The 26,282-nt window shown below is 35.6% G+C and carries 33 protein-coding genes and 1 pseudogene; all 34 read right to left on the bottom strand.

Going from position 1 to position 26,282, the window contains the following annotated elements:
• Window positions 1-1,334: BppU family phage baseplate upper protein (locus BN55_RS07180; RefSeq protein WP_155817381.1), on the bottom strand; the 1,334-nt coding region annotated here is incomplete at its 3' end.
• On the bottom strand, window positions 1,297-1,467 hold the full coding sequence (locus BN55_RS10025) for a hypothetical protein (RefSeq protein WP_008471379.1): 171 nt from the start codon (window positions 1,465-1,467) through the stop codon (window positions 1,297-1,299). The genes BN55_RS07180 and BN55_RS10025, both read right to left, overlap by 38 nt.
• Window positions 1,467-4,334, bottom strand: coding sequence for a phage tail spike protein (locus BN55_RS07175; RefSeq protein WP_008471378.1), 2,868 nt, complete (start codon window positions 4,332-4,334; stop codon window positions 1,467-1,469). Before BN55_RS07175 ends, BN55_RS10025 begins: the two co-directional genes overlap by 1 nt.
• On the bottom strand, window positions 4,331-5,068 hold the full coding sequence (locus BN55_RS07170; protein ID WP_008471376.1) for a tail protein: 738 nt from the start codon (window positions 5,066-5,068) through the stop codon (window positions 4,331-4,333). Before BN55_RS07170 ends, BN55_RS07175 begins: the two co-directional genes overlap by 4 nt.
• The gene (locus BN55_RS07165) at window positions 5,058-10,529 is read right to left on the bottom strand and encodes an NlpC/P60 family protein (RefSeq protein WP_008471375.1); all 5,472 of its coding nucleotides are present in this window, start codon (window positions 10,527-10,529) and stop codon (window positions 5,058-5,060) included. The genes BN55_RS07170 and BN55_RS07165 overlap by 11 nt, the downstream gene beginning before the upstream one ends.
• The gene (locus BN55_RS07160) at window positions 10,529-10,771 is read right to left on the bottom strand and encodes a hypothetical protein (RefSeq protein WP_008471374.1); all 243 of its coding nucleotides are present in this window, start codon (window positions 10,769-10,771) and stop codon (window positions 10,529-10,531) included. The genes BN55_RS07165 and BN55_RS07160 overlap by 1 nt, the downstream gene beginning before the upstream one ends.
• Window positions 10,740-11,288: a hypothetical protein gene (locus BN55_RS07155; protein ID WP_008471373.1), complete on the bottom strand. Its 549-nt coding sequence runs from the start codon at window positions 11,286-11,288 to the stop codon at window positions 10,740-10,742. The genes BN55_RS07160 and BN55_RS07155 overlap by 32 nt, the downstream gene beginning before the upstream one ends.
• A gap of 171 nt (window positions 11,289-11,459) precedes the next feature.
• Entirely contained in the window at window positions 11,460-12,107 is a 648-nt protein-coding gene (locus BN55_RS07150) for a phage tail protein (protein ID WP_008471371.1), read from the bottom strand.
• A complete protein-coding gene (locus tag BN55_RS07145; RefSeq protein WP_008471367.1) occupies window positions 12,107-12,478 on the bottom strand; it encodes a DUF806 family protein in 372 nt (123 codons plus the stop codon). The genes BN55_RS07150 and BN55_RS07145 overlap by 1 nt, the downstream gene beginning before the upstream one ends.
• Entirely contained in the window at window positions 12,465-12,941 is a 477-nt protein-coding gene (locus tag BN55_RS07140; RefSeq protein WP_008471366.1) for a hypothetical protein, read from the bottom strand. Before BN55_RS07140 ends, BN55_RS07145 begins: the two co-directional genes overlap by 14 nt.
• Window positions 12,934-13,290 carry a phage head completion protein gene (locus BN55_RS07135; protein ID WP_008471365.1) on the bottom strand — a complete coding sequence of 119 codons (357 nt, stop codon included), beginning with the start codon at window positions 13,288-13,290 and terminating at the stop codon, window positions 12,934-12,936. Before BN55_RS07135 ends, BN55_RS07140 begins: the two co-directional genes overlap by 8 nt.
• Window positions 13,256-13,627: a head-tail connector protein gene (locus BN55_RS07130; protein WP_008471364.1), complete on the bottom strand. Its 372-nt coding sequence runs from the start codon at window positions 13,625-13,627 to the stop codon at window positions 13,256-13,258. Before BN55_RS07130 ends, BN55_RS07135 begins: the two co-directional genes overlap by 35 nt.
• A 17-nt stretch (window positions 13,628-13,644) precedes the next feature.
• Window positions 13,645-14,847, bottom strand: coding sequence for a phage major capsid protein (locus tag BN55_RS07125; protein WP_008471363.1), 1,203 nt, complete (start codon window positions 14,845-14,847; stop codon window positions 13,645-13,647).
• Window positions 14,848-14,852: 5 nt separating this feature from the next.
• Window positions 14,853-15,566, bottom strand: coding sequence for a head maturation protease, ClpP-related (locus tag BN55_RS07120; protein ID WP_008471361.1), 714 nt, complete (start codon window positions 15,564-15,566; stop codon window positions 14,853-14,855).
• Window positions 15,526-16,728 (bottom strand): annotated as a pseudogene (locus BN55_RS07115) (phage portal protein). Before BN55_RS07115 ends, BN55_RS07120 begins: the two are co-directional and overlap by 41 nt.
• Complete coding sequence (locus BN55_RS09780; RefSeq protein WP_008471359.1) at window positions 16,728-16,934, bottom strand: DUF1056 family protein; 207 nt, start codon at window positions 16,932-16,934, stop codon at window positions 16,728-16,730. Before BN55_RS09780 ends, BN55_RS07115 begins: the two are co-directional and overlap by 1 nt.
• Window positions 16,915-18,789, bottom strand: coding sequence for a terminase large subunit (locus BN55_RS07110; protein ID WP_008471358.1), 1,875 nt, complete (start codon window positions 18,787-18,789; stop codon window positions 16,915-16,917). Before BN55_RS07110 ends, BN55_RS09780 begins: the two co-directional genes overlap by 20 nt.
• Entirely contained in the window at window positions 18,789-19,256 is a 468-nt protein-coding gene (locus BN55_RS07105) for a phage terminase small subunit P27 family (protein WP_008471357.1), read from the bottom strand. Before BN55_RS07105 ends, BN55_RS07110 begins: the two co-directional genes overlap by 1 nt.
• Window positions 19,257-19,377: 121 nt before the next feature.
• A complete protein-coding gene (locus BN55_RS07100; RefSeq protein WP_008471356.1) occupies window positions 19,378-19,914 on the bottom strand; it encodes an HNH endonuclease in 537 nt (178 codons plus the stop codon).
• A 287-nt stretch (window positions 19,915-20,201) separates the two neighbouring features.
• Entirely contained in the window at window positions 20,202-20,687 is a 486-nt protein-coding gene (locus BN55_RS07095) for an ArpU family phage packaging/lysis transcriptional regulator (RefSeq protein ID WP_008471355.1), read from the bottom strand.
• Window positions 20,688-20,743: 56 nt separating this feature from the next.
• Window positions 20,744-20,902 carry a hypothetical protein gene (locus tag BN55_RS10100; protein ID WP_162129591.1) on the bottom strand — a complete coding sequence of 53 codons (159 nt, stop codon included), beginning with the start codon at window positions 20,900-20,902 and terminating at the stop codon, window positions 20,744-20,746.
• A 91-nt stretch (window positions 20,903-20,993) separates the two neighbouring features.
• On the bottom strand, window positions 20,994-21,305 hold the full coding sequence (locus tag BN55_RS07085; RefSeq protein WP_008471353.1) for a hypothetical protein: 312 nt from the start codon (window positions 21,303-21,305) through the stop codon (window positions 20,994-20,996).
• Window positions 21,306-21,307: 2 nt separating this feature from the next.
• On the bottom strand, window positions 21,308-21,631 hold the full coding sequence (locus BN55_RS07080; RefSeq protein ID WP_008471351.1) for a hypothetical protein: 324 nt from the start codon (window positions 21,629-21,631) through the stop codon (window positions 21,308-21,310).
• A gap of 88 nt (window positions 21,632-21,719) precedes the next feature.
• Window positions 21,720-21,932 carry a hypothetical protein gene (locus tag BN55_RS07075; RefSeq protein WP_008471350.1) on the bottom strand — a complete coding sequence of 71 codons (213 nt, stop codon included), beginning with the start codon at window positions 21,930-21,932 and terminating at the stop codon, window positions 21,720-21,722.
• The gene (locus BN55_RS07070) at window positions 21,929-22,228 is read right to left on the bottom strand and encodes a hypothetical protein (protein WP_008471348.1); all 300 of its coding nucleotides are present in this window, start codon (window positions 22,226-22,228) and stop codon (window positions 21,929-21,931) included. Before BN55_RS07070 ends, BN55_RS07075 begins: the two co-directional genes overlap by 4 nt.
• Window positions 22,221-22,904: a hypothetical protein gene (locus BN55_RS07065; protein ID WP_008471347.1), complete on the bottom strand. Its 684-nt coding sequence runs from the start codon at window positions 22,902-22,904 to the stop codon at window positions 22,221-22,223. The genes BN55_RS07070 and BN55_RS07065 overlap by 8 nt, the downstream gene beginning before the upstream one ends.
• Window positions 22,891-23,232 (bottom strand): hypothetical protein, encoded by a 342-nt coding sequence (locus BN55_RS07060; protein WP_008471346.1) that lies wholly within the window; start codon window positions 23,230-23,232, stop codon window positions 22,891-22,893. Before BN55_RS07060 ends, BN55_RS07065 begins: the two co-directional genes overlap by 14 nt.
• 29 nt (window positions 23,233-23,261) lie before the next feature.
• Window positions 23,262-23,609: a hypothetical protein gene (locus BN55_RS07055; protein WP_008471345.1), complete on the bottom strand. Its 348-nt coding sequence runs from the start codon at window positions 23,607-23,609 to the stop codon at window positions 23,262-23,264.
• A gap of 4 nt (window positions 23,610-23,613) precedes the next feature.
• Window positions 23,614-23,970 carry a DUF5406 domain-containing protein gene (locus BN55_RS07050; RefSeq protein ID WP_008471344.1) on the bottom strand — a complete coding sequence of 119 codons (357 nt, stop codon included), beginning with the start codon at window positions 23,968-23,970 and terminating at the stop codon, window positions 23,614-23,616.
• A 3-nt stretch (window positions 23,971-23,973) separates the two neighbouring features.
• Window positions 23,974-24,303 carry a hypothetical protein gene (locus BN55_RS07045; RefSeq protein ID WP_008471343.1) on the bottom strand — a complete coding sequence of 110 codons (330 nt, stop codon included), beginning with the start codon at window positions 24,301-24,303 and terminating at the stop codon, window positions 23,974-23,976.
• 1 nt (window position 24,304) lies between these two features.
• The gene (locus BN55_RS07040) at window positions 24,305-25,051 is read right to left on the bottom strand and encodes a helix-turn-helix domain-containing protein (RefSeq protein WP_040469478.1); all 747 of its coding nucleotides are present in this window, start codon (window positions 25,049-25,051) and stop codon (window positions 24,305-24,307) included.
• Between the two features lie 5 nt (window positions 25,052-25,056).
• Window positions 25,057-25,254: a hypothetical protein gene (locus BN55_RS07035; protein ID WP_008471340.1), complete on the bottom strand. Its 198-nt coding sequence runs from the start codon at window positions 25,252-25,254 to the stop codon at window positions 25,057-25,059.
• 10 nt (window positions 25,255-25,264) lie between these two features.
• Window positions 25,265-25,435 carry a hypothetical protein gene (locus BN55_RS10020; protein WP_008471339.1) on the bottom strand — a complete coding sequence of 57 codons (171 nt, stop codon included), beginning with the start codon at window positions 25,433-25,435 and terminating at the stop codon, window positions 25,265-25,267.
• A 376-nt stretch (window positions 25,436-25,811) separates the two neighbouring features.
• Complete coding sequence (locus BN55_RS07025) at window positions 25,812-26,042, bottom strand: hypothetical protein (RefSeq protein ID WP_238318902.1); 231 nt, start codon at window positions 26,040-26,042, stop codon at window positions 25,812-25,814.
• Window positions 26,043-26,282 lie beyond the last annotated feature (240 nt).

Raw genomic sequence — 26,282 nt, 5'->3', positions numbered from 1 at the left:
TAATTAAAGCAAATTAAAATTCCTCGCTTATCCACAAAAAATGGTGGTGTGTTTTTATTATCTGAACTAGTACAAATGTAAGTAGTTACTTTATTCGTAATTCCCTGAAGGACATTTAAATCAACTGTTCCTACTCTATTTGGTCCAGTACCCTGTAGTTGATTAATAGCATCGGCAAATGGCTTTAATGCATCCGTTCCAGTAAGCCAAGCACTATTAGATTTCATGGTTACCGCATTTGTAGCTGTATTAGCAGCAATATTATAGCCATTTGAAACTAAATTAGTTGAATAGATATTCCCATTAGCATCAGGTTGCTGACCATCAACAGTTTTAACTTTGCCAGCTGAAGCTACCTTTTGGTCAACTTCTTTTTTAGTGTAAACATCGGCAATCTTTGCATAGCTAGAGAAATCAATCGCATTGAAATCCGCTTTAAGTTGAGTAACCTTTTTCTGAACATCATCCGCATACTTATTCATTGCAGGCAATTTTGTATTGCTTAAATCAGTAAGTGAAGTCTGAATATCAGATAACTTTTTGCTGAGATCTGCAATTGTAGAATCAAGAGTGGCTTTCTTGGTTTGCCATTCGCCATCAATTCGGGCTTTATCAGCAGACCAATCTTTATCGATTCTAGCTTTGTCAGCAGTCCAATCAGCATCCCTCTTGGTCTTGTCCTGAGTGTAAGTATCAGATCTAGACTTTTCGGATTGATTAAAAGTATTTTGACGATTATCTTGGCTTGTATTAAATGCACTAGTTCGTTGATTCTCTAAATTATCGTATGCCTGTTGCATACTAGTTAACTTAGTATTTAATTGAGTTTGTGCATTTTTAAGATTATTAGTTAAATTTTGAGTAAACTTAGTAGTTTGATCGTTTTCAATTTTCTGAGCTTGGTCAATCAGATTTTGCATCTGATCTCTTAAGCGCTCCAATGCAGGAACGTAGTTAGAATTATAGATGCTCGCGTTTGCCGCGTCTTTAACATTAATAATGAAGTTTTGTGTAGAATCGACCACACTGCCATCTTCATTCTGAATTTCAAACCAAGCTGTTCCTTTAGCTGCGTAAACTTGATCATGAAGCTTATAACTAATGATTCCGTGAGTTTTATCTTCAATAGCTACACTATCATCTACAACATATTTTTCGTTGTCTTTGTGTTCATTGAAAATAACCTTTTTATTAGTCAAGTCGTAAGGCGACTTATCAAAGTTTAATAAAGTAGTATGTAAAACTAATCCCTTTTCGGTTTGTCTTAAAGTTAAGCCTTCAAAATTCGTTAAGTCTTTATTTGTTTCCAGACTTAGATCTCTCGGTAGACTCATTGCTTTCACCTTCTTTCTTAGTACTCTTAATTTTTATTTCTGCTTTGAGGATTTCATTTTCTTTTTGCAAATTAAAAGCGACCATCTCTAGTCGCGCAATTTCATTTAATAAATATTGTACTGATTGATTCACTACTTTTTACCTCCCAAAGCGTGATCTCCGTAAGCATCATGCAGATACAAAGTATCGCCGGCATAACCGTTAGTTCTTCTAATAGTTATACCTCCGAAACTAATAACGCCTCCATAGTCAAACTGTATTTTTTCATTAGTTAATCTAACGGTATCTCCACCTGAAGTAGACGAAACAGAAATACCATTTTGAGAAGACATAACAGCGTTATAAACATCCCCACTGGAATTTATATAACTTGTGCCCGTCACTCTAACGCCATCAAGTGTTAGCCCCGTAATAGTTCCACCTACAATGTGCTCGCCTGAAATATTGCCATTAATATCCATTCCTGATCTTAAGATCCCATCAGTTCCAATAAATCCCAAACCATTGCTGGTAAATACCATTGCTGACCCGTCTGAATTCTTGGCTTTGATTTCTTGTGGATTTTGCCATGATGGGATTGCTTCAAATACAGCTCCCATTGCTTCAATAGTTTGCTGACTTTCTGACACTTTTGCGTCAATTTCATCTGCCCGACTTTTCAAATTTTTTATTGAAGCAGAATTTTGGTGATAATCAATATCCAACTCTTTAGCCAAATTCTGCAGTGCAGCAACTTGATCTGAGCCTTGTTTTTTAACAATTTGATGAAGTTCACCAAACAAATGAGTAGCCTTTTTACTAGCTGTTTCTTTGGTCTTCGCATTTTGTTCCTCAATATAATTGCCTAAGGCATGATCATAATCTATTGGTAATTGCCCAATAGTACGACTTGTATATCTTTCTAAAAGATCGTCCCATGTCACTGAAGTAACTTTAGCTTTTTGAGCAATTCCAAGTTCATCATTCTGCACTCCCACAATGTCATAGAGGTCAATAGAATTTAGATATTTATATTCATCGTCAAACTCTGCGTCTTGAACAGTAACTGTAAATGGAACAATACCAATTCGATATTCTCTAATGTAGGCCTGCGCTATTTCTCTAAGCTTATCTGGTGTTGGTTCCAAACCATTAAAATACTCTGATAAGTCTACCAATTGCAATTTAGGGTGTTCAGTATGAACAGCAGTGTTAGCTAATATATATTTTTCTGGTAGCATAATGGTTTGTTCTTCAACTTCCACATCAGATTCATCAGAACTATCAGAGTTATCATCGCCAGGAGCAACATCGTCATCAGCTTCAAAGTTAAAGTATGAAGCATCAACCCATTGTCCTTGCCCAATTTCATACCAAGTCTTCCCATTATTATCAGCTTGAGAAAATATCTGCAATTTATCTCCAACTTTTACCCAATGTTCAGTAGCATGTGTGCCATCTGGCGCTGAATAAATAGGGACCTTTCCCGTTTTCTTCGCAACCGCCAAATTATCATTATCTTGGTTTGGCTGTACTGTACCATTTTCGCTAAAAGTAACAGTATCATCATCGCCTTTAACCCAAATCCAAGTGCTAACTCTATATAGAGTAGAGCCATCAGCTCCAGTCGCCCATTGACTTACACGCCAACGACTTTTTGCTTTTGGATTCCAATTAGTCTGTTTTTGCATACCTGGTGTGGTATAAGAAACAGGTTTTTTAATAATTTGCAGTATTCCATGCGTGGGAGTCGCAACAAAGTCTGTCGTTTTTTGAAGCGACAGATATTGTCCGTCTACCCATTGTTCGCCACCAAGGTTATACCAAACATGTCCGTCACTAACATTAGCTTTTTGAAAAATTTTCCAACGAGAGCCATTGGCTAAATATTTGCCAGTTAAGCTATGCCCTGGGAATGGGGAATTCCAAACGGCTACTTTTCCACGGCCTGCGTAAACAATTGATCCCACACCTGTATAACTAACGATTAGCCCGTCGCTATCGGTTGAATTATCTGGAATAGTAATTGTACCTTGAGCACCATTTTTTAGCTTATTTACAACATAAGCTTTAGATTTATCGAATGTAAAGAAATGCTCATCAATCCATTGCCCATTATCTAATTGATACCAAGTATCATTATTAACAGTATTTTTTGATTGCGTTGCTTTTACATGATAGTAAGTGCCATTTCTTAAGTGACCTATTACATGATGTCCCTTATATGGGGTGTCAAAAGTTTCAGCTTGACCGGCTCCAACATATTGAACATCACCCACAGCATCATATTTTGTTTCTTCCGTAGTTGAATCATCTGGAACAGTATTAGGGGTATATTTCGCATAAGGAATGATTCCATCATAATATGAATCAGTATTCCAGTCGGCTGTAATCCCTGTCATATTATGATGCCACTTAATCATTTTGCCAGTATCATGAGCTTTATTATTTAAAGCTTTAATACTGTAATTATTAAAGTAGAAATCAACCCCATAAAGAGCTTGAAAAGTATTAGTTGGCTTATCGCCAGCTTGATCTTCACCTAATAGAATTGAAGTTACTGGATCATCAGACATCTCCCAATTTATATTCGCGACCTTAAAAACATCGCTATAAAAACTAACCATTGGCATTTGATAAACAAACGCTTGTGTTAGCAAGTCCCAAGCTTGCATTGGTGTACAATTTGGCGCTGTCACTTGCTGAACTAGTTTTATATTAGCCAAATCACCACAGACATGAGGAGCAGTAATCGTGATAGTATCTTGCGATTTAGTAATATTAGAAATTCTAAAGCCCTGATTCTTTTCTTCAGGCTTGAATCCCATATTGTTAACTAAAATCATATCTCTTTGCAAAACTGAAGCGAATCTACCATCAGATGGATACGTTTCGGTTAAAGTTGGGATTTGATTGCTATCTCGTAAAATCTGAACTGACTCTGCGTCACTTAGTACGCCTAGTCCTTCAGTCTGTTGCAATGCATCAATAACATTGCTATATAATCTTGAGAAACTCATGCTAGACGCCTCCAATTCGGTTTAAATTCAAATTTACTATAATTCCCTACTAGCTTTATTGAATTGGTACCAGGATTTAAAACTGGAAATTCATGATTAGGAAATATTGCATTCATTCCTCTGAATTCGTTTAATGATTTATAAACTAAAAAACGGGTAGTATCAATAAATACTTCCCCGTCAATATTATTTAATTTATATTCCATTTCATTAATCGATAAAGTAAAATCACCATCTCCTACAATGCGCCATAAAGGAAAAGCAGGTAGTTTTTCATTTGAAATAACTGATGATGGGACTGGTTCGAATTTTTCATCCTGATAAACAAGATAGGGCTTGCAATTTAGAGTAAGTGTCACTGTTGCGGTATCAATTCCAGATATAGTCCATGTTGGTGCTTCTGAAAGATACGCTAACCAGTGATAAGGATTTATTAAATCCAAGTAAAACTTAGAATATTTATTTTTAAAAGATGGCGTTAACCAATCTAAAAAGGCAAATTGTAATTGCTCCCAAGTTTCATATTGTGCAGGCCTTATTACAAAGAATGTTAAGGGCTGAGTAATATTGCTGTATCGATAATTATCAGATAAATAATCTCCTGAAACTCCAGGTACACTTGTGGGAGTGATTTCCCGTTTAGCATGAACAATTTGAGTTGGATATTGTAAATGACATCCAAAGTCACTCGACGTCTTACCATCAAATTTTAATGAAACAATATTATCGTCCACTATATCTGTTCCTCCTTGTGTTCATTCTATGAGCCATTGCTTTAGAAACATACTGCTCAGTCACTTCACCAATAACTCTATCCTTCATTACCATCTTGGTTTTAACTTCGGTTTCATCACCAAGCATTTGAACTAACAGTTGAACTGAAGTAATCAGTGCATCGATTTTCTTTTCTAAAGCTCCAGTTAATCCAGCCTGACCAGCATCCACATTGTCACGTGCTGCAACAATTGCTGCAGTTTTACCAAGCAATTCATAAGAGCGGCTTGATTTAACTGCAGATAATGGAATAGCCATTTCTGGACCGGCTTCACCAAAAATAGATGGCTGAGTTGCAATACCTCCGTTAGCATATCTGCGATGACCAGTGGGAGTCCAACCACCACCCCAATGAATATCAGAGCGCCAGTTAGAGTCGTTAAACAAAGCTAGCAATTGGTCGAATCCATGATATATGTTGCCATGTCCACGAACTTTATAATTATTAAAAGTCCCAGTTTTAAATTGGAGCAATCCACGAGCAGGACCAGAACCATCTCCATCAGGATCTGCACCTGATTGAGTGATTTGCGCATTACCGCCGGATTCATGCCTGATCATGTCAATTATTTTGGCAATATCGTTGTTTGATACTGAAACATGCATTTGAGCAGCTGCAGCTTTAATATCTTCGCCCCAGCGATCAGCACCAGTACCAGCAGGATCTTTTGCATCTGCAGCAATACCAAACATTGAGCCTAACTTACTAATGAATTTGAAAAAGCCACCCATACCAGGTAGACCTTTAATAAATTTCTGCAAGCCATTAGTTGCTTTAACGCTGGTACTTGCTCCTTCGCCTTTTAGACCTGGAACTCTACGATATGATACTTCACCAGGTCCAGAAGACACATCACTCATACCGATATTAGGGCTTGAGCTTGGTGACATAGCAGACCAGTATTTGCCATTGCCAGCATAAACACCGACGTGATTACGTCCACCAGGACCAAAGAATACTAAATCGCCTGGTTGAGGATCTTTAACCCCAACAGTTGCAGCATACTGAGAGCCTGAATAGTGAGGAAAGCTCTTGCCAAAGGCATGTTCTAAGGCATACATAACCAAACCAGAACAGTCAAATGCGTCTGGTCCAGCTGCACCCCAAACATAAGGATGACCTTTACCATACTTTTCAACAGCGCCAAGCAATCCACCTTCAGCTCCACCACCATCGAGAGAGCCTGAAACCATAGACCATAATGTAGACCAGAATTTATTAACTTGAGATTTACCTTTATTAAATCCCTTGGTAATCATCTCATGGAATGCACCACGAGATAAGCCTTTAACGCCAGTCCACTTAAAAATACTATCTAAATAGCCTTGAGGTTTAGCAATAATCTTTTTGGCCAAATCAAAAAATTTTTTCAAATCATCAGTTTTTTCTTTAGCCCAATTACCGATTCCACCAAAGAAGTTACCAACATTTTTGCTAATGCTACCAAAGAAACTTCCTATGCCACCGTTTGCAAAGTGGGCAATTCCCATACTCTGCATTAGCACCTTAGTGTCTGACGCATTAAGGACCTCATCACCTGGCATAAGCATCGTAGTAGTGTTTCTACCTTGAAAAATGCCAAATTCACCAGTTGTTGGACGATACAAGGCTTCCTTATTACCAGTTTCAGGAGAATCATTACCGTCATTGACCATCGCTAGGGTAGGCTCTGTAATAGCTCGTCTTTGAGAACCAAAGTAGCCAGTACCAGTTGCTAAGTGCTTGATGCGTTTTACTGTGTTTTTACCGCCACCAAAGAAGTAAATTACATTATCAACGGCTCCAATACCGCCATTAACAATATCAATTAATCCATTAATGGCATCTTTAGCAAGTTTCTTCATCTGCTTCCACAAATTGTCGAAGATCTTACGAGTGCCAGATGATAAATTATTCCAGCCTTTAGACCAATTTTTGCCAAAAGTATTGAACCAGCTGTTCATGTTTTTACCCCAAGTTGAGGCATTGGACTTCATGTCGTCCCATTTTTTACTGGTATCTTTTCTAATGGCTGACCATTTATCAGAAAAGCCCTTTTGCAATTTAGCAAGAGAATCGCTAGCTGTATCTTTTAAAGCATCAAATAAATTGCCATGATCCTTTTTCAGATTCTTTTGAAAATCATCGAAGACATCTAATTCAGCCTTATGATGCTTCTTCCACTCCTTGAGAGATTCTTTAGCATATTCCTTGGTAGTTTTAATTAATTTCTGGGTACCTTTTGAACTAGTCTTTTTAGTTTTAGTCCAAAAATTATCTACTGACTTGTTAAGCTTCTTCCAGTGAGAATCCCAAGACTTCTTGGCTTGCTTGGTATAACTCTTGAAGGTTTTTTCTAAATATTTAGTGCCTTTGTTATACTCCTTATGAGTATTCTTAGCCCATTTAGAAACAGTCTTTTGACTATCCTTCCAATGCTTGTTCCAAGATTTACTAAAATCCTTAGTCCATTTTTTAGTTTTTTTATTAATGTCCTTATAGGCAGTTGAAAAAAGCTTTCCCTTTTGGAAAGCCTTAACATACTTATTCTTGGGGATTGATTTAAAGAAATCGCCTAAATTGCTATTAAATTTTTTAAAGAAATTATGGCCATTTTTAAGAAAAGTATTGAAGCCCTTATTAACATTAGGTCCTATTTTTTTAACAAAAGATTGAGAGTCCTTAACAGTTTTGTCAAAGCCTTTCTTGGTATCTTTGCCAAATTTATCAATACCTTTGCCAACATTAGACCAATATTTATCCCAGGCTTTCTTTTCTTTTTGACGTTGTTTTTCAGCTTCTTCATTGGCTTTTTGCTGTTCTTGCTGTGCTTTCTTATTGGATTTTTGAACTGATTTCCACCAGGAATCAATTCCCTTACCCATTTTGCCGAAAGCATCTTTAGTTGACCAACCCAAATTTTCCATTGACCAGAAATCCTTAGGCGGTTTCTTAGATTTCCAACCATTTAAGAATTGCTTAGTGGCTTTACCACCCCAGCCACCGGCTGCTTTACCAATTTGAGAGCCGATTGCTGCACCAGCAGGACCACCAAAGTACATACCAATTCCGCCACCAATTGCGGAACCAATGCCTTTACCTGCATCTTCAAATTGCTTTGAAGACCCTTTTTTGTCCTTAAATGCTGAAACAATTGAAGATCCTGCATCTAATGCAATTCCCGCACCAGTTAAACCAGTAGTAACTTTACCTGCAGTTGATAATTTTGAAATACCGCCAGCAGATTTTATTGACTGAAGTGCACCAGAAAATTTACCGTTACCTGTCTGAGTAAATAGATCTTTGACTACGCCAGTCAACTTAGAGAATCCAGATTTTAATTTATCAACAGCTAATAATCCCTTAATTTGCATCGTTTCAAAAGCATCTGGCATACCTTTGATAAACTTATATGCTGTTTTACCTCCACGAGCAATCCCCATTAATCCAGACGCTAAAGGCGTAAGAGTTTTAATGGTACTCATAGTCACCAAATAACCAGCTATAAGTTTTATTGCAGTTTTATTTTTAGCTAAATTATGAACAATATCTGCCACCTTGGCTAATGGATCATTTGATTTAGACGCTTTATCACTTACTAAGCCAAATGCACTACCAATAGTAGAGATAATATCAGCAAAATCTTTCCAAACTTGTTTTCCAACTTCAGCAGTTAATTTTCCAATATCTACAGCTATGGAACCTAAACTTTTACCGTGCTTAGATAAAAAATCAAAGAATCTTTTTACTAAATCATTTGCTTTTTCAAGTCCCTTATTAAGGGTATCAGTAATATCTTTTCCAGCGTTTTTGCCAGATCCACTAGACATTGCTGAAATGGTTTTGTTTAAACCTTCAGAAAAAGTTTTTCCCAATCTGGAAAAAGCATTTTTAGTATCTTTGGAAGTTACCCAGTCGCTAACCTTAGCTACGATAGGATTAGCAGCTTTAGTTAACGGGTCACTAATTGCAGATAATAAAACCGGCATTTGAGATTTTACGGTTCTCATCATACCGGGAATAGTCTTACCAAAGTTATCAGTAGCGCCTTGATACTCTTTAGCAGTATCTTGAAGTACTTTCTCCATTGTTTTAGATGTAATCTTACCTGCAGACATTAAGTCATTCATCTGCGACATAGTAAGTTTAGAATTATGCGTTACTGATTTTTCAGTTTTTAATAAGTTAGTACGCAAAACTGGGAAAACATTAACAAAAGACATCATATCTTGTGCTGATACTTTTCCATTAGCCATCATCTGTGCGAATTGCACACCGAAGTTTTCAACTGCATCATCAGTTGCACCAAAAGCATCTTGCAAGGTTAAAACAGATTTAGTTAATTTACCAGTTAAATCAGCATTCTTGCTAATTGCATAAAACTTTTGATTTAATGCATCAACCATGCTTACTGAATTATTAGCTGCAATGGCCATTTGAGTAGTCATATCAACTAATTTCTTACCCTCTTTAGCGCTACCTGTTAAAGTATGCCAAGTTGCCAACATAGTTTGCTGTTCTAAAGAATACTGTTTAGCTTCATCTTTTGCTTGAGAAATCCATCCAGTTAAAGATGACCATGCGCTTGATCCAATACTCGTTAAAATGTTAGCCCCTAAAATTGTTTTAAAAAGAGAGTGTGTTTCTTTTGCTTCACCATTAACACCTGTCAATTTAGCTTTAATTCGATCAAAAACAGATGGATTAGCTTTCTTCATTTCTGAAGATAAACCAGACATTTGAGTTTTGGTTTTAGCTAAACTTGTTGCAGTTTCATCTACACGGATCTTTTGACGTCTATATGCTTCAGAAGATTCTCCAGACTCTTTGGCAATTTTTGTTAATTCATTAGATTGAGTCTTATAAATCTCATTTAATTTTGAATATTCACGTGATAAACCAGCCAGCTTAGCCTTATTGGCTTCTTCAGTTTTACCCTCAGCTTCAAGACGCCCAACATAAGCATTGCTTGATTCAGTAATCTTTCTGAGCTCGCTTTGTGCGCTTGCTAATCCTGACTTGTAGTAATCAAGCGTATTACGAGCTTTTTCTTGTTGCTGACTTAATTTAGCAATTCTAGTAGTAGCATTAGCAACATTGCGTTCAGCAGTAGCAATTTCTTTTGAATATCTTTCGTATTCATTGCGACCTCTCTCTGTGGAAGTATCCACTTGAGATTGTGCTTCTTTTAAACTATTCAATTCAGACTTGTTACGTTCCAATAAAGTTTGTTGTTTCTTTAATGTTTCGCCTAAGCCTTCATATTTAGCTTTTGCTGCACCTAACTGATCACCAGCAGTTTTCATTTCAGCAACTTGTGCTTTCCATGCGCTAGTAGCAGTTGCAACTTCATTTCTCAAAGATTTAAGAGTTTGAATAGGTTGCTCGCCATTTAAAGTGATTCGAGTATTAAACTCACCAGCTGGTATTTTTCCTGCCATTAATGTACCTCCTTTCTAGTTTTTCCTTGTGCTAATTGACTCAAAGCCCAAGCAGTCGCATCAACTGGACGATCTTTACGTGATCTTGCCTCCATAATTTCAGCCCAACGATCAGTATCGAATTTATCGATAACGGAAGGATCCATATGGGCTTCGACAATTGCCTGTTGCTCTGTATAGTCAATATCTTCAACGTAGTCCTTCCAGGTTTTATTTACTTCCCACAGATCTACTTTTTTCATCCTCAGCCGTTGGCTGAGCGTCCTCTTCCTTAATATTCAAAATAGCAAGCATTAAACGGCGTGCTACTGCTGCAATATCGCTAGTATCTAAATCTTTATTTTCAAACTTTTCACGTTTTGTTTTAGTGTTAATGCCTGCTAAATCTTCAATAAATTCAAGATATTTTTCAGTAAGTTTCAACTCAGTTTTACTAGATAAACTAATTTGATCTACTTTAGGGCTAAGGATCATGGCAATAGCCTCTAATCTCATATCCCACATATCCGGATCAGTTGTACCAAAACCCGCATTATATTTTTCTTCTAAGCGTTCTAAAGTTCTTTCATCTTCCGATTTTGACTGGTCTAACTTAGATAAAATATTCATATCTCTAACAGCACTAGTAAAATCTTTCTGCGCATCTAACTGAATTTTTGAAATTTCTTCATTTAAAACTCCAGCTTTGCGTTTCATGCCAAATGAGTGATCAACTTCAATTGGCTTTAATCCTAATTCTTTTGCTTCTACTTCAATCATGATTTATAAATTCCTTTCGAAAGAAAAGAACGGCCACCTAGCCGTTCTAAATTAATAATTACCTACCGCTACCCACCCAGCATTAATTGCTACTTTTCAGTTGATTCAGTTTCAGGAGTTGAATCGATTGTTTTATCATCATGCTTTTCTTCAGCCGATGAATTATCTTGCTTAGGCTGTGGTTGAGGGGTTACTCGCACCAGATGTATTAAAGCCGTCAACAATGTAAGCAAGCATTGTTTCTTCGTCCTTCCACAATGGGTCGCGATCCTTATCGCCAACAAAAATTTGGTAAAGTAAGTTATCGCTTGGACGAGCTTGTGGAGTAACTGTAAATGTGTCATGAACAGTCACTGGACTAGCTGCATCAGTTTGCATGTTTACACCAGTACCTGGAGTAAATGTACAGTAAGGAAATGCATAGTAAACTGGGAAGCCATGGTTTTCAGAAATAGCAATATATGCACCTTTAAACAAGCGCTTATCAGCTCTCTTATAACCACCATGAGTGTCATCTTTGTACATCCCATTCAAAAGACTTGCAATGTCAAAAGGCATATCATTTACACCCAAAGTTGCAGAAATATTTTCCACGCCTACTTCACTCTCAGCTACAGTATTAGAACCATAAACTTTAGTAATTGCTGGATTCATACCAGTAATGTTACTTTGAGTGGTACCTTTTGCAGTTTGTAAATCTGCTTGGAAAATACCTTTATCTTTGTATTTTCCATATTTTTTAAATTCGTCAAGAGTCTTTAATTTTGCGTTATCATCTTCAGGAGCAATCAAGGCTCTAGCAAAACCGTTTAATTCCATTAGTTTAATTTCCTTTCATAATTACGTGTGAAATGAAAAGTGAGCATAGATTCATCAGTTTCAGGATCCGTTCCTTCATCTGGTCCATAGCTCACTTGCCACTTAGGCACTAAAAAAGACACAATCGAATTTTTGATTGTGTCTAAATTAGCCTTTTTATTTTCTTTTCCAATAAATATCTGAATTTCTATCTCTTGCACTTCAATTGTAGGAATATTTGAACCATAAACTGTGTAACTTCCAACAACTGGAGTAATTAACAAATCGGTTTTAGTATTATCAATCTTCCCTGTAATTCGTTTTTTATAGTAACGATCTACTCCGGGCACTCTCTTAAAAATTGCTTGATATGCATCATTAATTGCTGTCATGGTTCATCACTTCCTTAAATGCCTTAAGTTCAGCTTCTTCCACTACCCTAACTGAAGCCTGCTGGGCTTTATCAATGAAGTGCATATTAGATAATTCTTTATCTGACATCTTATGCTTGCCGTTATTAATAATTTTGGCCAAAAAATCATAATAATGATCTTCAAAGCCCACGTCTGTATCTCCAGTATGGGTTTTATCTGCAGTATAGCCAGCCTTATAAGTAATACTATCTTGTAAGTGCTTAGTTTTGCGATGACTGTTATGGTGCTTAGCATTCGCATGGCCTGCGGAGCGTCCTCTAAAATAAACTTCGTTGCTTCGTGGCGTGCGGTCACGCAAAATCTGGCTAAAAACTTCAGCTCCAGCACCAGTTATTTTCTCCTTATCTTTAGTAGATAAAGTTAAGCCCTTTTCAGCATTATCAATCCAGCCATTTAAAAAATCGCCTAAGTCATCATTCATGTTTAGATGCCTCCTTAAGAGTTACTAAATCATAGCTAGTTGGTGAATTAGTAGGGTCAGGATTGATATTTGTTACTTCATAAGTCTTGCCATAATATTTAGCTTTACTTATTTTTGACCAAAAATTATCATCTCTATGCCTTACTGCAAAAACTCGTTGATTGGTTAAATTTAAGCCTTGAGCTTGAATCATTTGAGAAGTAGTCAATGACCATGGAATAGCAGTTGTTTTCCATACAATTGAAAGAGAAGAAATTGGATTGTCGTTTTGGTCATATTCTGGTTCATCTGATTCATAGCCAAACTCAATAATTTTAGTCAGCCTGCTTGGATTCAGAATCTTTACCATTCTGCACCTCCAAGAGTCGATCATAGCGACCCCTTAACTGTCCAATCACAGACTTGCATACAGCATCTACACTGACGACAGCTCCAGATGTTGTACTAGTAGGACTTTGGTAGTAAGTTGCAGCTAAAGCATTACATACCAAGGTATACAAAGGCTTGATGTCCTTAGATTCATAAAAATCTTTGACGTCTGTGCCAATTGCCCCTTGTACATATAATTCAGCTGCAGTTAAGCCATTCTTCATTCGATTTAAAGATGCTTCATCTAAAGAGTCATCTTCATCGATATATCCTAATGACCGCTTAAGGCCATTAGTGATGTCTAAATAAGTGGTCATTAAAACTCACCTACTTACTACTTGCTAGTCTTACCGTCTGTATCAGCAGTACCACTAGCTTGATCAGCAACAGCCTTAAATGAAGCAGCTGCAAAAGCTCCATCATCGATTAATTCAACATCGAAACGATCAATGAAACGAAGCTTGGTAGTATCAGTTTCAAATGAACCTGCGCCAGTGTTAGTAATATCAATTTGCATTTGTTGACGATCAAATAAAGTAATACCTTGCTTTAAATCACCAAAGTATAGAGGGTGTGAACCTGACACGTCTGGTAGCCACTTATCAGCGATACGAGTAACTGGCTTACCATCAATTAAATACTTATCAGGATTAGTAACATCTGGTTGCATTAAGTAACGACCATCTGCATCTTTTAACTTAGATAAAATATTGTAGCCTGATTGGTTAGTTACAAAAATTGAACTTGCTTCAATTGCTGGATCAAGAGTGTTATTTTCTAAGTCCTTGATGTCATCAAACTTAGAGATGGTTGGTTTCTTAGGAGCTTTACCCATAACTTCAAGAATTTTTGCATTACGAGTTACAACATCCTTTTTCGCAACCCAATTAGTTAACCATTGAATAATATTGTCTACAGTATCCTTTAAAAGAGTGTTAGTGACAGTAGTCATCCCCGCGTATCTATGAATCAAGTACTTAACTACAGTTAATTCAGGGTCGTCATTGTTATTAATAGTTGCTGCTTCATCATCTAAATCCTTTAATGGAGTAATGTCGTTTAACTTTTCATAAACGCGAGATCCACTTGCAGTTGCAACATTTTCGACATTAACTAAGCTTTCCAAAGATACGAATGAACGAGTTAAAGTTCTAATTTGTTGTTGAATATCTTCAGGAATAGTTAACCCTGCATTACCTGAACCAGTAGTACCAGATGAAACTAGATTCTTGAAATCAGAAACAAATTGATTCTTAATTGCTTGAATGTCAAGCTTCTTATCTTCATTAACTGGAAGTGACTTCTTATTCACCGGTTGAGCATCTAAACTAGCCTTAGCATCTTCATAAGCTGACTTAGCTAATTCTTGATTTACTTTTGCTTTCTTTAAATTTGCATTGAGCTTAGTGATTTCATCTACAGAGTGAGAGTCTGCATCTTTTCCAAGATCAATAGTAATTTGTGCGCGTTGATCTTCTAAGTCTTGAACCTTTTGACCTGCAGTATCAAACGCAGCTTTTAATTCATTGATATTCATAAAATTTAATTTTCCTTTCCAAACAAAATAGCCAGCTTCTTTTGAAGTTGGCTATCATTTTTAATATTTTCTTTTGGTTGAGGTTTAACGACATTCTCGGTCGATTTATCATGAAGCAAATTCTTAACTTTATTAATCATTTTTTGACTTAAAGCTGGAACTCCATATGCATTGACTATTGCTGGAACGGCATTATCTTCAAACATAATTGAGTCTGCAAAGCCTTTATCAACGGCTTCTTTCGCGTTCATCCAAGTTGTTTTGCACATCATTCTGTAAACCTCTTGCTTATCTAAACCAGTGCGCTGACTATATAAGTCAACAAATGATTTATCAAGAGAATCCAAACTTTGCAAAGCACTCGCAATGTCATCAGAGTTACCATCAACGCCTGTGGAAGCTCTATGGATCATGATTTGAGCAGTAGGTGACATTTCCACCTTATCTGCTGCAAGAGCAATCCATGAAGCGGCTGAGCAAGCTTGTCCAACAATCTGTGCTGTAACGTCACCTTGGTATTTCTTCACAGCAGTATAAATTTCACTACCTGCATCTACATGTCCACCGGGAGAATTAATTTCCAAAGTGACATCTGCACCAGCAGCATTATTTAATGCTTCAGAAATATTATTTGGAGTTACAACATCATATCCAAACCAGCTATAAACATCAGCCATATCATTCGGAGCTACTATCCCCTTCACTGGAACTGTTACCATCGTCATCACCTCCTTTACTTGCTTGAATTAATTGAATTGCTTGTTGTGGTTGTTTTTCTGGAGCTGGTAATTATTCAGGCAAATAACCGTATTTCTGCAAAATAAAACGAGCTTGATTAGATGAAATAGTTCCATCTTTGGTCAAGCTCGAAATTGTACTTGCATATTGATCTCCCATTGCATCAATTGCAACTCTTATATCTGCTGAAATATGAGTGTTCAATTTATCATTCAATTCTGAAACAATTGGTTGAACATAGCGATTTAATGACTTGGCATATTGACCACCAATTTGAGTAATTGATGATTGTTGGTCACCTTGACCGTTTAAGTAACTATCAGGTACTCCGTATACCTTGGCTACTTGATTCTTAGTCCAATCAGCTTGGCTAAGAAGTGATGCAATATTAGCTTTCATTTCTAACGGTTGATAATCTTCCAAGTCATCTAAGACAAGCGGACCGCCATCAGACATTTCAGTTTGTCTTTTTACTTGGCGAGATCTAGCAGCTTTAGTTTCTTCATCTAATAAACCACCATGAGTGATTTTTAAAATTCCATTTGACGCAATAGATGATTTCAAAGCCTTTAAAGTCAAATTATCAGATGCATCACGAATTTTAAGCTCATTTAATAGCGCAGATAATGGAGAAATACCTGTTTTACCGCCATTCTTGGAAAGTAAACGAATATGAATTACATCAGTTGACGGAATATTAGTCGTATAACCAATTTCTGGTTCATCAAAATTAATGTTGTAAATTAAGCCTGAGCCATCTTCCAATAGCATTGGTTGAACTTGTGATGGTCTTAAATATTCCCAGGACAAATCAACGCCATTAACATTCTTGTGACGATAAGCATAAGCATTGCCATCTAGCAGCAATTGGGCAAACATTCCTTGCCAAAAACTAAATCCATTAGTTGTTGTACTAGGATTGTCAATAATTGCTTGGGATCTATCTGTATCAGCTGAATAACGCACCATTGCTAAATCACCAGACAATTGCATTATTAAGGAGAAAATATCGGAATTTTTTAAAGCTTTTTCAGCAGAAACATAGCGTTGCGATTCGCCACCAGCTAGGAAATTGACGAAATCTGGATCATTCAAAGAAAATCCAGTCGGCTGACTAGATTTATTTAGTTTTATCAGAGGCATTATTTACCACCTCCTTTCTCATTGCTTGATGCAATCAGTTCAACTAAATAACCAGAAATTAAAAAGGCTATACCGCCAACGATATAACCCAATGGTTGATTAATTTTGAAAGCTCCAAAAGTAATTGATGCTAAACCGGTAAAGTAAAAAATCACATCAATGTACTTCCAAAGCTGTTGTTTTAATTTAGTTATCAGTGGTATCACCTCCTAGTAATCCAGATTTTGAATTTTTAAACCAATCTAAAACTTGTTGTTCAGTCATACGATCAACTTCAGTTGCTTTTTGATTCATATCCGCATTTTCATCAAAATAGTACATCCCTTGAAAAAGTGCATCAATGATTGCATCCACAACATCAATCTTGAGGGTGGCTTTATCCTTATCTACTTGAATACCAATTTTATCTGACTTGATCGTGGCATTGAGTAAAGCTTTTTGCATTACTGGATCATTTGGAGTAGTTACTTTGTGAGTAATAAAAAGCTCCTGCAAAAACTTAGTAGGATTTGCAAGAGCTGACGTTCTTTGCTGAATGTCCATGATATTCCAGCTTGTATTCACATTTAATGATTCAGTAATGTTTTTAACCTGATAAGAGCCAAAACGATCATATCCAAAAAACAATACTTCCAGTTGATGTTGCTCAACATAGTCTAATAACCATCTATAAATCTGCTCTGGATTAATAATGCCTTGTGGATGTGCTGTAATCGTGCAGTATTCAGGATATTGACGATAAGCAATGCCATCTTGTTTTTCCTTAGCTTCAATGCTTCCAGCTCTTTGCCAGGGAATAAAACTATGTTGTTCAATGTGAAACTTACCATCATCATACGGATAAACAAAGCTTAGTGCTGTATTATCAGAAAACATTGAATAGTCAAAACCAATAAATACTTCTCGACCATCAATTTTAAAGTCATCATCTATTGCATCTTCAACATCTTTTAAGTTTAGATAGCTGTCAGTTGATTGCTTTAACCACAAATTTAAATTTTTAGTTTGAAAATCAGCAATATTGCCAGTTAACAAATCGCTATCTCGCTTATCTTTTAAGCCTTTCATCAATTCGTCGCATTGATCTGGTAAATCTAAAAGCGGATTAGATTTAACCCAAGTTTCAGGTTTGTAGGTTTCATCTAAACTGTCTTGTGACCAAATTAATCCTAAATAGCTATCTGCATCCCTTTTCCAATCTTGCTCCATTGCCTGGATAACCATTCTTTGATCTTCATGAAATGGAACTGTTGGATCTGGATAAGAAGTTGATATTTGAATAAATTGATGATTAGGTACTTTAACTTGTCCTGAGATTATCTTACTCACAGTTTTTCGTGATTTGACTTCTCCAATTTCATCAAAAATAGCTGTTCTGAAATGATAAGAGTCATACTGCCCTGCTTCAAGACTGATTGCGCGTAAAACATTATTATTTTTCTTCATAATAACTTGATCGGATTGAATATGTAATTCTACTTCTTTCGCATAGCTTTTAAATGGCTCAATTTGAATTATTGTTCGCATCATTGAAGAAACATAGCCAAATAGCTTCATAGTTTGTTTAAAGTTAATTGATGCGACCAAATAATCTTGATTAGACAATCCAATACTTTCCATAATGAATGAATAACAAATTAAAATTGCCATTTGATATGTTTTACCTTGACCACGGGAAACTGAGTCAATTACACGAGTAAAACGTTTATTGCCATCTGTATCACGCCAGCCAAACATAAGAGCAAAAGTAAATTTTTGCCATTCCATTAATTGAGTCGGCTCACCCGTATCTACATTTGGGCAAATTGATGCAAACTTTAAAAGATTTTCTACTTCTTCCACATCGTAATGATAAGGAAAATTCGAATTACCTTGTCGTTTTAAATCCATTAAATGCCTTAAAGATGCAAGTTTTATATTATATCCAGCCAATTTTGTGCCATTTAAAACAGAAAACGCGTATAAAGTTGCAGGATCGTGATATTTAGCTTTTATATCAGTCCAATCAATACTTTGAAAAGCCCCAATCACATCATGAGTTTGTGTTAAATCAATTTTCATTATTTAAAGAACTCCTTCATTGACTGTGCTACTGATTTCTTGCTCTCAGTTGGAGCATTTAATTCAAGCATTTCACTTCGTGCTTTAGGACTTAGCCCAAGTTCGCGCCCAATTGAATTTAATTTTGAGAGTGAGTCTGACATTGTTTGAACTGCTGGATTTTTCCTAAAACCTGCAAAATTCTTGGCTACAATTGATCCATCTACAGGGGAAACGACAGTTTTATAAATTTTGCTCTGCAAGCCTTCTTTTTGGATTTCATCATAAGCCATTCGATATAAATCGTATGTTGAACAATATTGTTGCAATAAATATTCATCAGCACGAATTATTTTTGAATTTTTATTAAGATATGCAGCTAATTTAGGCCACATTCTTTTGCCGTAATTGCCAAGCCATTTTGGAGCTTGAGTTGGAACTTTTGGCTTTGTTAAATCAACGTTTGTCAGTTTAGACCCCCCTTTCAAAATATTTTAAAAATCAGAACTTCACACAAGAAAACGGCAACTGTGCGGCTCCTTATACGAGCCACCATGGGCGGGCTAAAATCGATTTAAAATTCATTTTGGTATGATTGCTCATCAAAATTTAAATCGTCTCAGATCGTTTTATATTGTCATTTCGTGCATTCATCAATTTATTAATTAAAGATATATCCGTAATGGCTGGCACATCTTTCAAAGAATTATGTAGACCAGTGCCATAGTAATCCTGTTCCCACCTGGTTTTCTTAGCGTGACAATCCCTGCAGCAAGTTGCTAAGTTGTTTATATCTTTCATCTTTGTTTGATCGAATTCTATTGGAACGATGTGATCAACAATGTTTCCGGCGTTGTTTTTACAATACTGGCAAAGATGATAGTCGCGATTAAAGACGAGTCTTCGAAGCACTTGCCATTCTCGAGTGTGATAGAACATGTTCTGCTTAGTCTTAGTAGCACTGCGATAGCGAATGACATGATTGTATTTCCAAGTAGTTGCTTTGCTTGAACGATGAACCCCACGATACTTATCGCGTTGTGCTTGGTATTCTGCTTCATGATTTATATGTTTGTCACAATAATAGTTCGGAAACATAGCGTAACTATGACAGCCTTTGTACTTACAACGTCTAACTCTAGGCATTCCATTACCTCCATCCGATAAAAGAAAAAAGAGCTTGCTGTTTCCATAAGCAAACTCTCTTCGATAGATATCGCTAGCGAATAAGGACGAATAATGTGCAAACCATATATTACTAATTTATAACAATTAAAACTTTGATGCTTACGATATCTATATGGCTGATAGCGGAGTCGAACCACTACCAGTCTGTTAAATTTAAGAAGTTTAGTAAATATGAGTTCTACATCTATTCCGATTTAACTCACAATACTACTATAACTTATATTCCGGCCGGCTAACCATCGCTATTATTCCGCCTTTTCGCCACTATTATTCCGGTCTAATTCCGGTTGTTTATATTCGTGTAAATCAATGATTGGTTGACAAGCCATATATCTTTGCCAGTGATCGAAACTATCAGCAAAGAATAATTGCGCTCTTCTTTTTAGAGTATTGAATTGCGTATGACCATATCGTATTGCATCAGCTACTTGCCAGCTTTCCATCTGATAAATATAAAGATCTCGCATTATTATTTTTGACATTTCAGGTAGATGATAAATTGTGTGATGGATTGCACGCAATTCTGCTTCCGCATTAAGTCCCCGAATTATACTGGCTTCAGCATGATTAGTACCATTAGAGTGACCAGGAGCTAAAGATAAAGTAGGTGAACGTAAGTCCGTTAGATTACGACCCGACATTAAGATTAATTTCTCTAAATCTTCTGTCAAAAATTCGTCAACTCTATCACATGTTTTATCGCAATCTAATTCTTGAAATAGTAAACTCACATTCCCACTCCTCAATTTAACTTGATTTATTTACATTAATTATCTCAAATCACCTTTTACTTAGCATCCCTAATGTAATTTACGATAATCTTCAAAGCATCTTCATGGCGTATAAAATTAGTTGTTACTGATTCATTAAAATTGGACTGTGCATTATTAATTCTTTCTTGTTTCTCAAAAGATTCTTCTATTTCATTTAAATACTTTCTAATCATTTCCTGTGCCTCATCTAACATTTTGTGCGTGTTTTTTTGAAGATGATTATTATAAATAATTAGACCTGATACTATGACTGACAAAATTGAATTAATGATTATCCAAGTCAATGTCTGCCCCCTGAACCAAAGTGATGTCTTTAATGGGAATATAGAATTTACAAAAATTATCTGGCTTATTATTTACAATATAAGAATTAGACCCATAAGTTACATTAGCATCTAAATCATAGAGTGCATATGTGCTAGTCACAAAAACAGGTAAACACACAAAGATTTCATTATTTGTCTTTTTTGTTTCTATTAAATTTGCTACTTCATCTACCTTAGCTGGACTATAAGCAATGGTTTCTGAATCTTTTTCAAAGCGTCTGCAATATATAATCGAGTTAATTCTTTCCATATCTAGCATCCCTCGTAATAGTTATCTAACGCATCAACAATCATGGTTTCAATTTCTTTATAGCCATGCTTTTCTTTGTCTTGATTAATCTTGTCTAACAAAGATTGATTCAGACGCAATTCTTTAGGCCTTATCACTATATCCTTTTCTTCCCAATGACCTGTAATCCTAATGCTAATATCAAAGAAAGTTGGATCACTCGTAATAATATTTGATCCCTCATAAGTGATAGATTCAATATCTTTTACTTTATCTGTAGCAGAAAGTTTATTTAAACTATTCTTTATCTCATGTTTTAATTTCTCATCTTTAAATTGGTATTTCATATTGAACTCCTTCTATAAATTACCTACTACTAAAATTATTGTTGTTAGTAAGATTAAAAATACCATTACAATCATCCAGTCCGGCACCTTACCTAGCATCCTGATCCTTTTTTTCTTCTTCATATTCCAAAACCATTGTTACCATGCATGTTTTGGTTACAATCAAACAATATTTTTCGTTAGTTATCCATTGCGAATTCATATGACAATTTGTAATTTTTAGATTTTGATGCTTGTCTAACCAGTTATTTACATGTTCATCAATATTATTCGCTTTTTGTACAAAAGTCTTAATTTTCATCGCATTTCTTTTCTTTCTGAATCTGGAAGAGCAGCTTTGGCTAATTCATCTTCATCTCGTCTTACATAATATCCAGCCATAATATTTCCAATTTCACATATCGTAGCTGCAAGAATTGCGTCTGTTAACACTTTCGATTCGTCTAAATCAAATTCTTTAATCAAATGCTGCATTGCACACGAAATATCTTCAGCATCTCCCTTCGCATCTTCCAGAGTCTTGGCCTCATGAATTTTTGTTACTTTTGTTAACACAAAACCAACTGTTGCTGTTAGAGTATTCTTTTGATTATTCATTATTTACCTTCCTGTTTCTATCAATTATCAATTCTTTATTTTCAAAACTATTAATGCCTTTTTTGAGATAGATATTGTCTACATCAGTTGCAGAATAAATACTTCCATTTGGTAGCTGATTCCATCGCTTATTTATGTGAAGCAACCGATATCCTCTCTCAGCCAAAAAATTTTCATTTTTTAACTTTTTAAAATCTATTCCCGTATAATTAACTATCTGCCTAAGATTTTTAGTATAAAAATCTACTTTATTTTCTTTAATTCCTTTCAGCTGATATTTAAAAATAGGACGCGTCTTTACAGCACTATCCGACATCACATGTTTAATTGTGGTCGCACTAGCACGGGCTAAACGTTGTGTTTCAGTCATTGAATACCCTTGAGTTATTAAGTCAAAAATCATTTTTGCCTTAACAGGATCAACTCTTTGTACTCTATCTTTCTCCTCATTGAATGGATTATTTTCATGCTGAATTTCCTTTAGGGCTTCATTATTGATAGATATATTTACTAACGAACCACTTTGCTTCTCAGCTTTAATAATATGATCTAACTTTTGCAAGAATTTATAATGTCTAGCTTTGCGTTCTGCTTTACTGTGTAGTGGCTGTGCATCTGTTTTCGAGGGATGCTGCAATGGGGTTTCTTTTTTCCAAGCAAATTTAAGCTCTACCATGGTTCTCTCTTTCATAAAACTTATATGGGTTATATCTAACTACATATCCCAAATTAATTGCTCCACCATTTTCTTGATCGAGCCAGCGCTTATTTTGCTGCAATGCATCATAGATATCATCAACAGTAAATTCAGGAGTTTTATAGATTTGACCACTCATGAAATATAAAGCGACTCCAACTTTATAAGAATTACTCTTAGGTTTAGGCTTGCTTTTAAACGACGAATTAGGTTTATTGATTAATTCTCTTGATAGACGCTTAACGTCTAAATCATTACTTACATTGCCTCTTTTAGCTTCATAATTATCAAAATTAAATCTTCCCATTTTTTCGTTTCTCCTTTTGCTTAATTAAATTATTCGTTGTCATATGCTAATTGCTTTGCTGTATCCTTTAAAATTTCAATACAGTCTTCTTTGCTATAGGACTCAGCAAATTCTTGCGTATCAAACCCAATGTATAAATGTCTTTCGTCAATGGGTAAATAGCCAGCAAAAGTAGGCCAACCTGGTAAATCTGTAAATGGCCAAACATCATAAAAATATCCTGAATCGCTGGCAGTAGCGTGTCTAACCCAGTCTTTAGGGTCATTCAACTTAATTTCGATATAGCCAGCAAAATATAGTCCCGTATCTTTGTATGAGATCTTTCGAAGAATTATTCGACGTCTGAACCATAATTTGCTGTAAATGAATTTATCCATTTTTTTAATCTTCCTTTTGAATATCTATAAGGTCGATACCAACTAACATTTCTGGTAATGCGTCTAAAAAATCTTCGGTTTCGCACTTTTCCCCTGTATCACTTATTAAAATGGCCCTAAACCAATTCTTTCCTTCTTCATCTTGACCAAGATCCTTCAAATCAAAATTGAGCTTACTAGTTTTTTGTTTAAGTAAACTTAATAAGGTATCACCATTTTCAAATTCGGAAAGCATATCAGCAAAAGTACAATTACCTCCAATTTCAACAAATGCAGTCCCTGTATACTCCCATTGCTGAAACGTTAATTTTATTGTCTTTTTCGAAAAACAATGTATATAATTTGGATCAAATGATTTCATGATTTATTCTCCTGGTTCATCAACAACTTTTAGTACTGTATTCATCTCTAGTACCACATTCATTATTTTTCGGCGTCCTATAGCTACTAGTGGCAACCCATTTCTTAGTCTGGCCTTGCATGCATCAATTAATAGATCGGTTATTTGCCGAACTTGTAATTCTTGTCCCTCATAATCCTCAATCTTGCATAAATCATATATTTCTCTCAACTCGCTAAGTAAATCTAGTTTATTGATTTCAGCCAGCTCTATGGCATAGTTCCATGCTTTTACATAGTTGCAGCTTCTGCATGCCAACTCATAATCAATCCATAATTCTTCTATTTTGTGCATATTAGCTCTCCTGTGAATTATCATTATCTTTTATCACTTCCGGTAAATTCTTAATGCAGTTCAACAAATAGCCTTGCGGGTATTGTTCACTGTAAATAACGGTTTTCTCTGCTAAGCTCCTAAGAGAACTCGTTTCTTTGTTATGTACTGCATTAACTAATTTTTTATATTCTTCTGGTGAAAAAGTAATTGGTGCTCTGTGCCACTCATTAGCAAACTCATTTAGATAATTGATTAATATTTCAATTACTTCCTGGTCTCTCTTTCTCTCTTTAGAGAGAGATTTATTTAAGTTCTTTATTTGTTTAGATAAGTATTTGTTACAGTTAGTACTTGTTAGATCCGGTTTTACCATATTAGGTTTTTCCAGATCTGGTTTTACCTGTTCTGGATTTTGCCTAATAGGTGCCTCTTTTTTATCGGTACGTTTTTTATACATACTGATCCATTTTTGCCTTGGAGTTTCAGACAATAGCCATTTATTTGCCTTTAGTTGTCCTTTGTTGTTACGTTGTCGTTGTCTAAGCAAATAGCCGTGTTCTTCTAGCTTGCGAAGTATTTTATATACTTTATCTTCGCTATCAGCACCATGCTTTGCTACTTCTTTCGCATAGAAATCCCACTCATCAGATTGAGACCATAGATAAGTAAAAAGACCTTTGTCTTCCCACTTAAGCGATGTATCATTGAGAATTGAATTATTTATGACTGTATAATGTTTGTCATAAACTTTTTTAATTCTTACCATCTCATTCACCGCCTTATCGCACACATGCTATAATCAATATGAAATTTATTTTTTGTAAGTCCATCACTAATTGCCGTTAGCGATGGGCTTTTTTCTAGCTCTTTTTCAAACAACAATGTATATCTATCTTTTTGAATTGGTTGCTTTATTTGATAAACATTAGAGTTTAAAACAAGCTTGTGCATTGTCTTTAGACTAAGCATTTCATCCCTCCTACAAATTAGGCAAAATAACGCAGTAAAACAAAATCATAAAGATAATGAACCCTGAAAAAATGCCAGTAAACATAAAAATATCTGTTTCTTTGGTACTTAGTTTTGTTTGAAGGAACTTATTGATCTTTTTGTTAACCCATTTTGAAATTAAAATATCTGTCTTATACATTGTTTAACTCCTAATCTTTAAATCTATATCCGAGACTCTTTTTGAACTCGCAAATGTGGATCCAGTAGATCCTTTTCACGTTCATCTGACCGCCAAGTTATGAACTCTTGCCATCTTTGCTCAACTATATATGTGTGTTTACCAGTTGGCCGAATAATAGCATCCTTAAATTGCGATTCTTCACATTCTGTTTTCCAAGTATAAAACGCCGACTGACTGAGGTGATAGTCTTCTTGTATCTGGTCAGGTGTCTTCCACCCATTAGCCATCATATATATTCACCTACCTTTGCAGCTCCATCAGTTCAGCAACTAACTTGCTGATTAAGGCTGGAGACTGTTCTTCTTTCATTTGTTTTAAAGTGTAATTACGTAATTCATTGATAAATTCTTCGTCCATTTTTATTACCTCTATTTTTCTTAAATTCAGATATCATCTGCTCAAAGATAAATCTAGCTGCTGGTACATCGTATTTGGTTAAACTTTTAATACGACTACAACCAGTGACGAATCTGATTGCTCCATAAATTTGATCGTGCAAAGTTTGATATCCAGCACCATATTCTGCTTTATTTTTATGGCACCAAGCATCAATTTCTTTGCTCAACTTGATCCATTCTTTGCTATATACTGGTTTTTTTATAGTAAATTGCTTATCTCGCTGTAGACACTTATCTTCTTCAACCATGGAATTCCGATACTATGGATACTTACGGCAAGCCTTTAAAACTTACAGCATCGTCTACACAAACTATCACAAAACCTAATGATGATTCTGGTAGTGATACAGATACTGATGACTAACTCTATTAATTAACTATAAAAAACAAAAAAGCCGGCAAAGTGC

Origin of the sequence: Lactobacillus hominis DSM 23910 = CRBIP 24.179 (genome assembly GCF_000296835.1) — a bacterium.
Taxonomy (GTDB): domain Bacteria; phylum Bacillota; class Bacilli; order Lactobacillales; family Lactobacillaceae; genus Lactobacillus; species Lactobacillus hominis.
The sequence above is the reverse complement of the archived record's forward strand: the minus strand, read 5'-3'. Positions and strand labels throughout refer to the sequence as shown.

Excerpts from the sequence above, each read along its gene's own strand:
- BN55_RS07175 (WP_008471378.1), bottom strand. The coding sequence starts at position 4,334 with ATGAGTTTCTCAAGATTATATAGCAATGTTATTGATGCATTGCAACAG.
- BN55_RS07165 (WP_008471375.1), bottom strand. The coding sequence starts at position 10,529 with ATGGCAGGAAAAATACCAGCTGGTGAGTTTAATACTCGAATCACTTTA.
- BN55_RS07160 (WP_008471374.1), bottom strand. The coding sequence starts at position 10,771 with ATGAAAAAAGTAGATCTGTGGGAAGTAAATAAAACCTGGAAGGACTAC.
- BN55_RS07155 (WP_008471373.1), bottom strand. The coding sequence starts at position 11,288 with ATGATTGAAGTAGAAGCAAAAGAATTAGGATTAAAGCCAATTGAAGTT.
- BN55_RS07150 (WP_008471371.1), bottom strand. The coding sequence starts at position 12,107 with ATGGAATTAAACGGTTTTGCTAGAGCCTTGATTGCTCCTGAAGATGAT.
- BN55_RS07145 (WP_008471367.1), bottom strand. The coding sequence starts at position 12,478 with ATGACAGCAATTAATGATGCATATCAAGCAATTTTTAAGAGAGTGCCC.
- BN55_RS07140 (WP_008471366.1), bottom strand. The coding sequence starts at position 12,941 with ATGAATGATGACTTAGGCGATTTTTTAAATGGCTGGATTGATAATGCT.
- BN55_RS07135 (WP_008471365.1), bottom strand. The coding sequence starts at position 13,290 with ATGGTAAAGATTCTGAATCCAAGCAGGCTGACTAAAATTATTGAGTTT.
- BN55_RS07130 (WP_008471364.1), bottom strand. The coding sequence starts at position 13,627 with ATGACCACTTATTTAGACATCACTAATGGCCTTAAGCGGTCATTAGGA.
- BN55_RS07125 (WP_008471363.1), bottom strand. The coding sequence starts at position 14,847 with ATGAATATCAATGAATTAAAAGCTGCGTTTGATACTGCAGGTCAAAAG.
- BN55_RS07120 (WP_008471361.1), bottom strand. The coding sequence starts at position 15,566 with ATGGTAACAGTTCCAGTGAAGGGGATAGTAGCTCCGAATGATATGGCT.
- BN55_RS07110 (WP_008471358.1), bottom strand. The coding sequence starts at position 18,789 with ATGAAAATTGATTTAACACAAACTCATGATGTGATTGGGGCTTTTCAA.
- BN55_RS07100 (WP_008471356.1), bottom strand. The coding sequence starts at position 19,914 with ATGCCTAGAGTTAGACGTTGTAAGTACAAAGGCTGTCATAGTTACGCT.
- BN55_RS10100 (WP_162129591.1), bottom strand. The coding sequence starts at position 20,902 with ATGATTAGAAAGTATTTAAATGAAATAGAAGAATCTTTTGAGAAACAA.
- BN55_RS07085 (WP_008471353.1), bottom strand. The coding sequence starts at position 21,305 with ATGGAAAGAATTAACTCGATTATATATTGCAGACGCTTTGAAAAAGAT.
- BN55_RS07080 (WP_008471351.1), bottom strand. The coding sequence starts at position 21,631 with ATGAAATACCAATTTAAAGATGAGAAATTAAAACATGAGATAAAGAAT.
- BN55_RS07075 (WP_008471350.1), bottom strand. The coding sequence starts at position 21,932 with ATGAAAATTAAGACTTTTGTACAAAAAGCGAATAATATTGATGAACAT.
- BN55_RS07070 (WP_008471348.1), bottom strand. The coding sequence starts at position 22,228 with ATGAATAATCAAAAGAATACTCTAACAGCAACAGTTGGTTTTGTGTTA.
- BN55_RS07065 (WP_008471347.1), bottom strand. The coding sequence starts at position 22,904 with ATGGTAGAGCTTAAATTTGCTTGGAAAAAAGAAACCCCATTGCAGCAT.
- BN55_RS07060 (WP_008471346.1), bottom strand. The coding sequence starts at position 23,232 with ATGGGAAGATTTAATTTTGATAATTATGAAGCTAAAAGAGGCAATGTA.
- BN55_RS07055 (WP_008471345.1), bottom strand. The coding sequence starts at position 23,609 with ATGGATAAATTCATTTACAGCAAATTATGGTTCAGACGTCGAATAATT.
- BN55_RS07050 (WP_008471344.1), bottom strand. The coding sequence starts at position 23,970 with ATGAAATCATTTGATCCAAATTATATACATTGTTTTTCGAAAAAGACA.
- BN55_RS07045 (WP_008471343.1), bottom strand. The coding sequence starts at position 24,303 with ATGCACAAAATAGAAGAATTATGGATTGATTATGAGTTGGCATGCAGA.
- BN55_RS07040 (WP_040469478.1), bottom strand. The coding sequence starts at position 25,051 with ATGGTAAGAATTAAAAAAGTTTATGACAAACATTATACAGTCATAAAT.
- BN55_RS07035 (WP_008471340.1), bottom strand. The coding sequence starts at position 25,254 with ATGCTTAGTCTAAAGACAATGCACAAGCTTGTTTTAAACTCTAATGTT.
- BN55_RS10020 (WP_008471339.1), bottom strand. The coding sequence starts at position 25,435 with ATGTATAAGACAGATATTTTAATTTCAAAATGGGTTAACAAAAAGATC.